This is a genomic window from Stenotrophomonas sp. 115C5 (assembly GCF_056861055.1).
The window spans coordinates 139,173-151,623 of sequence record NZ_JBSPUQ010000004.1 but is presented as its reverse complement, the minus strand read 5'-3'; the positions used below and the strand labels follow the sequence as shown (position 1 = coordinate 151,623).

The following is a 12,451-nucleotide window of genomic DNA, read 5'->3' as shown; positions in this document are numbered from 1 at the left end:
CTGTCGCGCAGGCGACGAGCGGCAGAGCTGCAGCCCGAACCCTCGCTGCCCGCAACCCTGTAGAGTCGGGCCATGCTCGACTACGGCACGCCACATCGCGCCCCATCAGGCACATCACTAGCAAGACTCTGCAGCACCCGATCCAACAGAACAGGTTCCGGCGCGCCAGCCAGTACCTGCTCCAGGTAATCCAACGGCTCCAACTGCCATTGGAGGAGCGCCCGCAACCGCACAACGGCGGGCGACCGCTGCTTCGCGTCCAGTGAGGCCTGCAACAGCAGATGGTGCGAGCGCCTCTCCAGCCACAGCACTGGAACGCCTCCACAGTGAATCTGGAATCCGGCGTTTTGATGCCGCTCGACGAACTGGAAGCCCTGTCGTGGTCGAGCCTCCACGAACTGCACGGCTTGGCGCCGCAGTTGTGAGAATCGATGGTCGGTGATGCTTTGGAACGCGACAGGCGAGTGCACCGGCGGCGCCGGCCACAGCGTCTGTGCCGCAACCACCACCACAAGACAGAGCGCGGTGGCCGCCCAGCGCCACCAGGCCACTCAACCCTCCGGATGCAGTCGGGTACTGGCGTGTGCGGTAAGGCCGATTCCGGCCATGATCAGCCCTTCCATCACGCGCGGGCCAACGTACTGCTCCAGCTCGCCATTTTCGCGGGCGCGCTGCGCGGCCAGCAGGATCTCCAGCACCACCCGAAGGCCGGCCAGCGAGCAATCGGTATCTGCCAAGGCGATGCGTCGACCGGGCATCTGATGGCGTTCCGGCCACGGCTGGCCATCGGAGGCGGCACCGGCGCCGATGCTGTGCAGCAGGGCGATGAGCGTGTTTGGATCCAGCGCAGGGCCGTTCGCGGGCACGTCGTGGATAGGGTGCGGGGCAGGGGAGTGGGGCTGGGTCATGGCGGAGCTCCTTGCGTGCATGCAGAAGCCGCCACCGATAAAGGTGGCGGACGGTGCGAGGTTCGAAACCCGGTGTGCAATCAGACCGGCGGGCGCAAGGCCCCCACGCACCGCCCGCCATAGCCGGCTGACGGATTGCCAGTCGGCACCACGCGGAGTGGTGCCGACTGGCAAGCGCTTTTTACGATTGCACAACCGGGGTTTCGAAGCCCGGCCACCTGTTCAAGGTGGCACAGCAAGGAATACGCCCGGTTGTGCGCGATGCCAATGCAGTAGGGCTGATGCCGACACCACTTTCAACATTTTCAGAATCGTTGCATACGACGCAACGAAGCTGGAGCCTTGCGCTGCAGTGCTATCGGCGATGTTGGTGGTGCAAGCCTAGCGAGTGTCGGCATCCGCCCGGCGAGGCCGCGAGCGAGGCGAATGCGACAGGATTGCCAAGGGCCGCCAGGCGTCAGTAACCCTTCAACGCAACCTTGGCCCGCTCCAGCCATGTGGCATTGTGGCTGCGCGCGTGGCGCGACCAGTGCTGCGCATCGTCGATGATGCTGGCGAACAGGCTGCGGGCTTGCTCACGATCGTCGGGCTGCGGCTGTGCCATCAGCCATTCGGCGTACAGGCAGCGGGCGGCCGCATCGTTTCCGCATTCGACGGCGCGCTCGAATGCAGCGCGGGCTCCGGGCGCGTGGGCGGCAGCCAATGCCTGCGCGTAAAGCAGAGTCTGTTCCGGCTTGCGTCGCATATCCGGATGACAGGCGAACAGGCCGTCCAGCGTCTCGACCGCAAGCGCGGGCTGCCCGGACTCGAGGCGGGCACGGGCAAGGCCGGTGAGGATGTAGGGATCGTCGCCCAGTGGTGAACTGGCCGCCTGCTCGAGCAGGGTCCTGGCTTCGTCTGCCTGGCCGGCATCCAGCAGCGCCATGCCGAGGCGAACGCGGTTCTGCACGGTGGGCGTTCGCGCCAGTTCGGCGCGAGCATTGCGCAAGTCCTGGCCCGGGTCCATGAGCTGCTTGGCGGAACGGACGACCTGCCGGGCGCCGCGCGAATGGCGGACTTCCGGAAAGTAGATCGCCAGGAAGTAGACGACGCTGCCGAGCAGCGGGAACGAGAAGAGCAGGATGAGCCAGTAGAGGCTCTGGCCCGAGCGGATGGCGTGCACCGCGAAGTAGATGGCTGCCAGTACGTGGAGTCCGATTCCGATATAGGGCATGTGTGCCGCCTCGTCCTTGTGAGGGGTGGAACTATAGTTGGGGAGGGGTGGGGCGCCAATGGGGTTGGATGGGGCGCCAATGGGCGGGGTGATTGGGCGTGACGCGTCACGTTAATAGGGTGGATTCTGCAGGGCGGAGCGCTGCATGCCACTATGTGGCGGGCTGCATCGATGGAAGGGGATACATGGAACGTACGCAGAAGACGCTAACGATGGCTGATGTTGCTGGATGGGGTTCGGCGCTCGTCACCTTTGGATTGATTCAAGGGGCTTTGTACCTAAAGGAGTATTGGGGGCACTTCGGCCTGGATCCCTTTCAGTTTGTTGCGGTGAGTGAGCTTGCACCGGCAGGGCTTGCTGGGATCGGCATGGTGTTATTTCTCATGCTGCTGGCCTCGCTGTTTGGCGGCTGGGTGGAGATGAAGGTCGCGAGCGGCAGCTCCAAAAGCAAGCTGTTCGCATGGCTGTTTCCAGTGCTTTTCTTCACTGTCCTGGGGCTGCTGCTTTGGTGGTCAAACACGTGGCCTCTTCTGATAGGGGTTCTTCTAACGGTCATCTGTGCGTTGATCGTGCATCTTTCGCCGGTGGTGCCCACCGCAGTGAAAGATTCCCCTTGGCTGATCTACGCCTTGGTGATGCTGGTCTACGTCTCGATAGCGTCAAGCATGCTTGGCTCCCAGCGTGCCGAGAAGATTTCCTCTGGTGGCGGCAAGCACGTGACGGCTGTGACTGTTGATGGAAAGGTGCAGGGCGACCTAAACCTGATTGGTCGTCTTGGTGACAGCTATGCACTGTGGGACCCGGCGCGGAAGGCTACAGTGCTTGTGCCTGTTGGCGATGTTGGGAGGTTGGAGATCCTGCGAAAGGGTGTGATTCCTGTTCCGGCAGCCCAATAGGACTGGATCTCGGCAAACGCCAAGCTGGGAGTGGCAGTGCACTTCAGTACGGGGAGTAGCGATAAGGGATGTTTATCAGGGGTAGGGAAGGGCAGCTTCCGACCCAAAACGGAAATGGCTCGCAATGGTGCGCCGGCCACTCGGCGACAGGCGTTCTAGACGAGGCGATGGCGGAGACTATTCAGGGCGGCCATAGCGATAGCACTTCCGAGGCTGCGGCATGCGCGTGCCCGTACTACTTGAGCAACTTCTTGAGTGTGATAAGCAAGCAAATGATGCCGGGCACCAAGGTAAGAGCTGATACTTCCTGCCATTTGACCGGAAGGCGGCTGCCAAGAAATCCGCCACGATGATGCGATCGAAGTAATGGCTGATGCGCGAACACGATCAGAAGCGCGCTAGCTTTCCGGCACGTTGCCTAATGAAGACTTCAACGCAGACTTCAATAACGACGTCAACTTTTTACGCTCGGCAGCCTTCTCGTCGTCCTGCCCAAGCCGGTACACAAGCTGCCTGTTGAAAGATAGATCAAACGGGAGATCGCGTATTTCGCCATATGCTTCATTGAAGATCATCAGGATCCGGTCTTCACCAAGTGTCTTAAGCGCGTACCCAAGTTCAACCATCACGTTGGAATTACATTGCCCGCCAGTGACAAAAGATACGTCGGCTACAAAAACATCGCACGCATCGATCTTCGCCAGAATTGTCGGGAATATCTTCGGAGATCCAGGGCGGCCGCTCGTGTCACTGTCAATTCGCACAGAATCCTCCAAACTGACATCGCTATTTAGGCTCGCCGCAGCGCCTTGAAGACACTCTCGAATAAACCCACGGTTAGTTCGATTCGAAAGGGTTGCTTGCCAGGAATAGAAGACGGACCTATGCGTTGAGCCTCCAATTTGACTGCGTGTGGAGGCACTTGCAACGCCATCAAGCGCCTCCCTAATGAGAAATAGTGCCGGAAGATACTCGCCATCGACAGACGACCGATTAAACATCATCGCGCCACCAAGACGATTTATTGCTACTCTCAGCTCATGCAGCTTCACTGCGGGCGTGGCGCTTCGGATCTCAGGATCAAGCTCTCCCGCGTGTAGAAGTGGCGTACAGATTGTTCGGAATGTACTGGCCAACCCAAGTTGTTCGTAAGGCGTTCCGCTTTTAAACAACTGAACGTCTGCAATCGCCTTATCACAAAGCTCTTTAAGATCCTTTGCGTCGCCTGGATTCATCTGAAGTAATTAGAATGCGTAGGGGTTCGCGGGCATTCTACACCCATGCCCGGCTCATCCGAAATAGGAGCGATGCTTGCTTTCCTCGCACGAGGATTCTGCTCGTGGCCGGAAGCGAACATCGACGGGGCAGGGGATTAGGAAGATTTATCAGGGGTAGGGCAGGTGCCCGCTTCTGGTTGGAAGGTTTCGCTCCTGCCCTTAGCAGTTCCCTCTCACTCTCCCACGCCATTGCCCGAGCCTGGATGTGGATCGAGACGAGCGACACGAAAGGACTGCCGCTGCAACATCTCGGCGTGCAGCGCCAGTCGCATAAAATACTGCCAAGGTCAGGAAACTCAATACTGGCGAGGTGATCGAGCGAGATTTCTATCTTCTACATCTCATCCGCTCGACCTCATTCATGACTTGCTTGTCTAATGAACCGAAGTCGTTCGGAAATTCCTTCTCTGTGACGAAGGAATAGGTGACAGCAAAGTCGTCCCCGTGAAGTACGCGACTGCAGGACACATTGCCCAACGTGTCACAGGATGCCATTAGTTCGTCGTCATCCAACGGTTCTGTGGCTGCACGAGCACTCGGACGCCATACGAAAAAGTGGCTCTTGTCGCCATCGTCGGGAACGGCAAGCAGTCCCTTCTCCAGCATCTTCGCTTCTTGCCAGCCTTCAATAGCGCTCGTACGCAGATGGGATCCATCGGGGAGGTCGCCAAACCTTCTCCCAGGAAAGTACGATTTAGCCACCACCGCTATCGAGACCAAATTATCGGGGCCGATACAAGCTTCGCTATGGGCAGAGTAGCAGCCATGCAGCGTAAAGCCGCCGACCACAGGATCCTCGTGACCCCGCCGGGACGGCGTCGCATCCAGATCGCTAGGGACACAAAAATCGGTCTTCGCACCTTCCACGCGATATGAAGTTGGCGAATCTACACACCCGGATCCAAGAACTGCCGCGACACACACCAAGAATCTAGTTGCTGCAACTCGGTTGAGGGCAATAGTCATATACGTCTCGCGTCGTTGAGCCAAGAACATTGATTACGGCCTCCAAGGCATCCGTCTTGTATCCGCCAAACGCCTTGGGATCAGCTCCATTTCTCTCGAAGACTCGCTCGTGGAATTCTCCGATGACACTCCTGTCTAACATCACCGGGTTCTTCTCGGTGGCGCCCGCCTGATCCAGCGCCTGCACATGCGCCTTTGCAAGACCAACTCTTATCGCCTCCATTCTAAACGCGACCGCAATTGCCTGCGTGCTTGTCATAGTCCTGGGGTCGGCGCCCATGTTTCTAGCAATGGAATCTGCGAGAAATTTGTTAGTAAGCTCTGAAAGCCGACCATTCAGAGGGGTAGCACCACTGTTGCTAGCCACTTCGCCCGCGCGTACCGCATATCTATCGCCACCCGATCCCGCCAACTGATAATACGCCTTCCAATCGCCCGATACGGCGGCCGCTCTTTCCTCAGCAGTGACCCAGCAGCCCTTGCCGCTACACTCGCGACCGTCGGGATCACGGTTTGTGTAGGGATTGCTGTTGGCGTACCAATAGCGATTGAAATTGTCCCCGCGTGGTCTAGCAGCCACGGGATCGACCGACAGAAAGCGCCCGATTGTCGGATCATAGTAGCGCTGCTGCATGTAGTTGAGTCCCGTCTGCGCATCTGACACTTGGCCGGTAAAGCCTGGCTGATCATCGCTACCTGCAACGAGAATGGCCCCGTATGGGTCATAGAATGATTCAGCTATCAGATTTCCAGATGCGTCCGTCTCTGCCACTGGGGTTCCCAAAGCATCGGTGTGCACGTACGTGACTATCGTCTGTGCATGCACATCAGGGCTGAGCGCCCCACAGATCAGCATCAGCGAGATCAAGTGACGGGTAGCTACGCTGGCTCGTTTCATTTGCACTACCCTCCAGTTGCAGAAACAGCGGGGGTCCAAGCCGAGCACCCTATGGGCTTGCATGCTCTCACTTGGAACGTGGCACCTGCAGGAACGCCCGTGTAGTCGATCTGCACCGACGTGGCAGGTCCCGAATAGGTTCCCCTTCCTGTGACTTCGTACCAGGCAGCACCGGCCACTGCGTTCCAGCTGACGAAGTAGCGCACCTGCCACGGTGGGAATGCATTGGTGACTACGAAGCGCGCGGTCAGTCCAGTTGGCGTTACGGGCGGAACATTCACTGCCACCACAACTGAGCCGCTGTAGCCGCTGCACCCCCCCTGATTGCATGCGGTGACCCGATATGCATAGCTGCCATCGCCGCGACTGGAGATGACCGCAGAAGTACTCCCGCCGTTATAGACCGCCGTCCACCCTCCACCATTCGCGCTTTCTTCAACTACATAGCTACTGGCTCGATCAACCGCATTCCAACTGATCGTGTAACTGCCAGTGCCGGAGCTACCCGGCCCGGATAGCGCCGGCGACGACGGTGGTCGCATCACCACCACGTTCAACGCCGGCCCCTGCGGCCCGCAGCCCCCATCGTTGCAAGCGGCAACGCTGTAGCTGAGGTTTCCATTTGGGCGCCCGGTCAATGTCGCACTGGTGCTGCCGCTATTGAGGATGGCATTCCACCCGCCGCCGGATACGCTTTCGAAGAGCCGGTATGTCGTCGCTAGGGGAACCGGCGACCAGTTCAGAGCGACACTTCCATCATTTGACAGCGCCGGACCGGACAGATTGGAGCTGCCTGTCGGAGCACGAACGACCCGGACAGTCGCGGGGCCAGTGCTCGGCCCGCACCCGCTGCTGTTGCAGGCGGACACACGGTAAGCGTAGCTTCCGTCTGGCTTCTGTGAGAATTCCTTCGCCGTCGCTGCGCCTGTTGCTGCCACGATCCAGGCGGAACCGCCGCTGCTTTCCTCCAAGCGGTAGGCGCTCGAGCCGGCTACTGGAGACCAGGAGACAGTGTAGACGCCGTTCGCGGACAGTGCCGGAGCGCTCAGTTCGGCAGGTGATCCTGGGATGCGCAGCACCTGCACCGACGCCGTTGAGCCGTACTCACCACAGCCGGCGGCATTGCAGGCACGTGCACGGTAGGCAAATGTGCCATCGGGCTTGCCGACAAAGGAGCGGGAGAGGATGGTGCCACTCTGGATCTCGGCCCATCCACTTCCTGCGGCGGACTCCTCCAACCTGTAAGTTTGGGCGCCGGCTATTGCTGGCCACGAGACGCTGTAGTTGCCGTCTATTGAGAGCCCAGGCGCGTTTACGGAGGGCCCAGCTGTAGGGAGCGACTGGACCGAAGTGAATGCAGTTGCGCTCCAGCCACCGCAGGCCGCAGCACGACAGGCTCGCACACGGTAGCCGTAGGACCCGCCAGCGCGGCCGGTCACTTCTCTTGTCCGGTCAGGCCCGGAATACATGTTGGACCACGCGCCAGCGCCGGCTTGCTCCTGCAGATCGTACCGGCTGGCTTGGGCTACCTCTGACCAGGAGACCGTGTAGTTTCCGCTGGAGCTCTGGGCAGGCACGGTGATCACCGGGGTGGCGGGTGCCGTCGATGTGGCGGCCTTCGCGACCAGGCTTCCGTTCAGGTAGACGTACTCCACGCTGCTCGCGGTACGATCATTGTCTTGTCGGCGAAGCACCCCGTCGTTTCCGTAGAAGGATGCGATCGTGCCAGTGTCGGCTGATGACAGGACTCTTCGTCCGCTACCGTCGTATCGATAGCTTTCCTTCCCCACTGCTGTGCGAAGTCGGTTGCCGTAGTCGAACTGAAATCCTTGACCGTTCTTAACAGAAAGATTTCCCTGCACGTCGAACGCGAGCCCCGCTACCGTGGAGCCGCTACTGTCGATGATGTTGGTCAGGCGATTGTTGGCGTCATACCAGTAGGAAAGATCCTTGAGGCCTTCAAGTCTGACCGCGCGGATGTTGTCCAAGGCGTCGTAGCTGTAGGTAAGCTGCCCATTGCCACCGAAGGCGGTTGAATGGGTGGATAGCAGGCGATCCTGCGAGTCATACGTCATCGAGCGAGTGCGCGCTGCGTTCAAGCCATCGGCGATCTGCGCTACGTTGCCTGCGGCATCGTAGTCATAGGTGTTGTTGAGAACCCCCGCATCGGAAACACTGGCTGGAAGCTGCCTTCCGTTCTGTTGCATTGTGTGCACTATCCCGTTGCCGTACACAAACCGGCTCATGCCACCATTAGGGAAGTACGAGACGCTGGACACGAAGGTGCCCGCGCGCGTTGGCTGACCCAGCGCGTTCGGGGCGTACTCTACGTTAAGCCCGCTTGGATACTGAACACCGGCCAAGGAAGCCTGCGGGTCGTAGACGTACCCGGCCGACCGTGCAGGCATTCCCGTCTGTTCGATCGACTCTCCGGTAACAAGGCGACGCTTGTTGTAGTTGTAGGTATTCACCACCTGGCTACTACCAGCATCATTACGCGTGGTGACCTGGGCAACTTTTCCGTCGGCGGTGTAGCTCCAGATCTGGTCTCCATTGCCGTCCGGGAACGACAAGGCGAGCAGGCGATTTCGCGCATCGTACGATCTGGAAACGCGTCGCGGAGCAACCGACGCCGAGCTGCCATCTGGCTCGCAGCCGGTACTACTCGGGAGGCCGGACGCAGACCACGCGATGTTCCCCGCGCCGTCGTAGCCGGCGAGTGTTGCTCCTGTCTCAGGCTCTACTGTCCGGCACAACTCTTGGGCCGCGTTGTACGAATAGGCTCGCGTAACCTCCAAGTTGCCATCTGCGCTGCTGCGGCGAATGCTCAGCGGCTTTCCGAAGGCGTCGCGATCAATGACTGTCAGCCCGCCTTCCGGTTGAAGGATCCGCGTAGGACTGTCGAAGGAGGGCTGATCCAGCATGCGATACCACGTCCGGGTCTCGGCGCCCCTGGGATTGCGGGCAAGGGTGAAGACGCCTGACGCGTCTCGGAGATAGCTGAGCGAGGTGGTAAGGTCACCCAACTCGGAGTTCTGGGTAACAGAGGTGGTACGACCCAGTGCGTCATAGACGGTCCAAGTGCCACGGTCACTATTGGCTGTTGCCGCCGGATAGGAGGAAAACACCGTCCTGCCTTCGTTGTCGTACTCCTTGCCGGTGAATCTGATGGTGCCTAGGTCGGCGGCGTCGTACTCCGAGACAATCAACGGACGCCACAGTGCGTCGTAGTACGCGATGGAAACTCGGTTTCCAGTAATGGTGGTTTTTCGCCAATGGCCGGCCGCAAGGCCGTACTCGTCGCCCATGACCTGAACAAAGCTCTGGTTCATCGGGCTCCAAGCGGTGCTATCTCCGCTCGGGTAGTCAATGCCCGCCACCCGTCCCATCGCGTCATAGCGATATCCGGTCGAAAACCCGTTCTGATCGGTGACTTGGCTGATCCAGCCGTGATCATCCACGATAGCGCTTTGCGTTGTGCCGTCAGGGAAGCTGATCAGCTGCGGAACACCGCGCTTCCAAGAACTCAGCGCGATAGTGTTCCCATTTCCATCGCGTACATATGCGATGGTGCCGTCGGCGTTGTAGCCAAGCGATTGGGTCAACTTCCCGAACGCCAATAACTGCGTGGGTCGAGAGGTGACAGGATCGAACATCGTCTGATCGGCCAGGACGCCGTTGATCGCACGAGTGGCAACTTGGCCCAGAATCCATGAGCTTTCGTTGTCATGGTAGCTAAGGGTTTCCAAGGTAGTGGCGGCCCGGGCCTCTGGAAGGCAGGCCGTGGCGATCAGAGCAGCTGCGAGCAGCGTCTTGTTCGGATATGCGCTACTACGAGGCGATTTGCGTGCCATACGCTTCCCTAGGTTGTGCGGCGCAGCGCAGGAGCGCTGCCATTCGACTGCCTGTCGTACCCACCTTCACGGCGAACTGGATCGCGTGACCTTCAGCGGTCTCGCATAAGCGTCAAACTGGTCCACGCGATAGAGGAATGTATTTCCATCCTGCGTGATGGTGCGTGACTCCAGCGGCTTGGGTAGCTCTTCTTCCTTCGAGCATGACCAACAGGGATTGCTGCCAATCCGGGCGTAGCTGCCGTCCGAGCTACGCCGGTACTGGATGTCGATCCGCCGCAGCACGCCCTGCGTATTGCCGCGCTCCTCGCTCAGCAACTTGCCTTCGAGATCGCCGTACTTTTGACTGAAAGTGAAGCGATCCCAGCTGCCGTCCTCGCGAGTCACGGTGAGTGCGCGGGTCTCAGGGCACGGCGTAGTTGAGCAGTAGATATGCTGTCCAGTGTCCAGACTCGCAGCAAGCGGCGTGTACTGGTAATTCCATGTCATTGTCGCAAGCCCGGGCCCTGAGATGACCTTGCGATTCAGTGCCAGCACGGTCAGGAGGTGCGACTCCACCGGATAGAAGATCTGCGTGAAGGGCCGGCAGGTGTTCGGTGCATTGGTTCTGCCATGAAGTCGGTAGCTCATCTCAAAGGTGCCCCTGGCTCCTGAGGGATGAGTCATGAACACCGTCGCGGATGAGCTTGGGCCTGGTATGAAGGGTACAAAGTCAGCACAGTTCCTCCAGCCGCCAATGGGGCTATCGAACGCAGCTCCGGCATCAAATGACCAACTTGAGCCATCCGGAAGAACCACACGGCTGAGCTTGCGATCGACAGTGCTGCCGGCGTACTCATAGTTCCAAGTGCGGCCGTTGGCGACGACACTCTCTACCCCGTCAGCGCCTGAGTTCACTGTAATTGAGCGGCCGTCGCTCGCGCTCATCACGACCTGGCTTGGGGAGTAGGTGAATGTAATGAAATTCCCGTTCCTGTCTTCGATACGGGTCGGCAACGCGCGGAACTCACGTAGCCCCATCGTGCTCGTGTAATTGAAGAAGCCATTACCGTAGTTCGCGGTCATGGTCCCGCGGGGGATAGCTACAATGCGGTCAAACCAGTACCTGTCCCCATTGGGAGCATGGGCCATAAAGGCCTCCCCGCTCTCGCCGTTACTGGTGCTCGGGAGACAGGAAAACACCCAGTGATCGGCGGTAGTCCAGTGATAGGCACGACCGTCGGTTGGTTGCTTGGCACCCGCAGCCATGATGATCATGGGCTTGCTGTCGCTCCCGGGAAGACTCAGGGAGAGCCCGCCCCAGAAGAAGTGAGGGTCAAAGGAGAAGCCTACGTCTCCTTGCCCGCTACTCACATACTCGGATGGAGCGCTGGCCTGCTGTGGTGAATTCAGTGGGATCGAACAACGACGCAGTGGCTCGCCCGGCACCATGGACACCCAGCCACTCTTCCCAAACATGCCTGAGATGTAGGGGAGGTCAAAATCCCAGTCTCTCATCGATTTGAGGGTGTCCCGGCGCCCGCCCATTCTCAATGTGCGCGAGAACTTCATTGGTAACGCGTTGTTTCCAGGTAGATCAACGTCAACCTGGGTGAACTGGATGCCGCCCGTATAGAGGCTGACCTTGTCACCGAACAGGTCATTACCTAACGCCGTGAGTTCGCTCAGGCCCTTGAGCTTGTCTTCGTAGAAGACACCCGCCTGCGATGAGGTCAGTGGTGCGCCAGTCTGTGCTTGAGCAGCGGCGGCGAGTGTCAGCAAAAGTAGATTGAGGACAGTGCTGATAACTTTCGAATGCAATGACACGTACGTCTCCATGTAGCGCTAGCCGAGCGGCCAGACATGATCCGGTGACTACTACGTCTGCAACGAGACAACTTCAGGACTTATCGGACGGCAATGAGGCATCGCATGGACAAATGCTGCCAAGAGAGCCTCATTTACTGCGCTTTACGCATGAACTGCCGGCGCTGCGATAGCTGCGCTTGAGAATGACAGTTACGTCCCCTTGCAATGCGGCGGACACTATCTCAAGAACTGACGGCGCGCAACTGGCTTTGGTTTGCTCCTCCAGCCAGGATCAAGGATATGCAAAAAGTGACAGCCTGTACTCTTGCATGGTCCAACCGATCGGGGGGCGATCTAGCGCCCCCAAGCCAACCTTGGGCCAGTCAGAACTGCTGAGCCATTTGGCGCCTGCTGGCTACCTCAGCGAGCAGCCGGGGCGGCGGCAGGGGCGACTGTCGGCTGGGTTTCCGCAGAATAGGTACTGCGTATTCAAGGATTCGGGAGAGATTTGCGTCGTTGGAGCCGATACGGCTAGCGATATGATTCGATCCCTCCTTATCTCCAATCTCGGGACCTGGGTACGCTCGAGATCATCCGTGACTTAGGAAGATCTATCTAGGGGTATGAAAGACATCCTTTCTTTGTTTCAAG

At 59.2% G+C, this 12,451-nt stretch carries 9 protein-coding genes; 1 reads left to right on the top strand and 8 read right to left on the bottom strand.

Features of this window, described 5'->3' with window-relative positions:
* Positions 1–80: 80 nt before the first annotated feature.
* The 3 genes from AC13FN_RS07540 to AC13FN_RS07530 form a co-directional block, all read right to left on the bottom strand.
* Complete coding sequence (locus AC13FN_RS07540) at positions 81–551, bottom strand: hypothetical protein (protein WP_217015799.1); 471 nt, start codon at positions 549–551, stop codon at positions 81–83.
* The gene (locus AC13FN_RS07535; protein ID WP_044570193.1) at positions 552–908 is read right to left on the bottom strand and encodes a hypothetical protein; all 357 of its coding nucleotides are present in this window, start codon (positions 906–908) and stop codon (positions 552–554) included.
* A 457-nt stretch (positions 909–1,365) separates the two neighbouring features.
* Positions 1,366–2,121: a tetratricopeptide repeat protein gene (locus AC13FN_RS07530; protein WP_159360145.1), complete on the bottom strand. Its 756-nt coding sequence runs from the start codon at positions 2,119–2,121 to the stop codon at positions 1,366–1,368.
* 185 nt (positions 2,122–2,306) lie between these two features.
* Between AC13FN_RS07530 and AC13FN_RS07525 the strand changes: the two genes are divergently transcribed.
* Positions 2,307–3,017 (top strand): hypothetical protein, encoded by a 711-nt coding sequence (locus AC13FN_RS07525; RefSeq protein WP_482984481.1) that lies wholly within the window; start codon positions 2,307–2,309, stop codon positions 3,015–3,017.
* Between the two features lie 398 nt (positions 3,018–3,415).
* On the opposite strand, the gene AC13FN_RS07520 is transcribed toward AC13FN_RS07525, so the two are convergent.
* From AC13FN_RS07520 to AC13FN_RS07500, 5 genes are all read right to left on the bottom strand, one after another.
* A complete protein-coding gene (locus AC13FN_RS07520) occupies positions 3,416–4,252 on the bottom strand; it encodes a hypothetical protein (protein ID WP_482984482.1) in 837 nt (278 codons plus the stop codon).
* A gap of 369 nt (positions 4,253–4,621) precedes the next feature.
* Positions 4,622–5,161 carry a hypothetical protein gene (locus AC13FN_RS07515; RefSeq protein WP_482984483.1) on the bottom strand — a complete coding sequence of 180 codons (540 nt, stop codon included), beginning with the start codon at positions 5,159–5,161 and terminating at the stop codon, positions 4,622–4,624.
* 64 nt (positions 5,162–5,225) lie between these two features.
* Positions 5,226–6,158: an RHS repeat-associated core domain-containing protein gene (locus tag AC13FN_RS07510; RefSeq protein ID WP_482984484.1), complete on the bottom strand. Its 933-nt coding sequence runs from the start codon at positions 6,156–6,158 to the stop codon at positions 5,226–5,228.
* Between the two features lie 5 nt (positions 6,159–6,163).
* Positions 6,164–10,012 carry a wall-associated protein gene (locus AC13FN_RS07505; RefSeq protein WP_482984485.1) on the bottom strand — a complete coding sequence of 1,283 codons (3,849 nt, stop codon included), beginning with the start codon at positions 10,010–10,012 and terminating at the stop codon, positions 6,164–6,166.
* Positions 10,013–10,078: 66 nt separating this feature from the next.
* Complete coding sequence (locus tag AC13FN_RS07500) at positions 10,079–11,818, bottom strand: hypothetical protein (RefSeq protein ID WP_482984486.1); 1,740 nt, start codon at positions 11,816–11,818, stop codon at positions 10,079–10,081.
* Positions 11,819–12,451: the final 633 nt, after the last annotated feature.

Coding starts and splice junctions, on each gene's coding strand:
- AC13FN_RS07510 (WP_482984484.1), bottom strand. CDS start 6,158: ATGAAACGAGCCAGCGTAGCTACCCGTCACTTGATCTCGCTGATGCTG.
- AC13FN_RS07535 (WP_044570193.1), bottom strand. CDS start 908: ATGACCCAGCCCCACTCCCCTGCCCCGCACCCTATCCACGACGTGCCC.
- AC13FN_RS07525 (WP_482984481.1), top strand. CDS start 2,307: ATGGAACGTACGCAGAAGACGCTAACGATGGCTGATGTTGCTGGATGG.
- AC13FN_RS07505 (WP_482984485.1), bottom strand. CDS start 10,012: ATGGCACGCAAATCGCCTCGTAGTAGCGCATATCCGAACAAGACGCTG.
- AC13FN_RS07520 (WP_482984482.1), bottom strand. CDS start 4,252: ATGAATCCAGGCGACGCAAAGGATCTTAAAGAGCTTTGTGATAAGGCG.
- AC13FN_RS07530 (WP_159360145.1), bottom strand. CDS start 2,121: ATGCCCTATATCGGAATCGGACTCCACGTACTGGCAGCCATCTACTTC.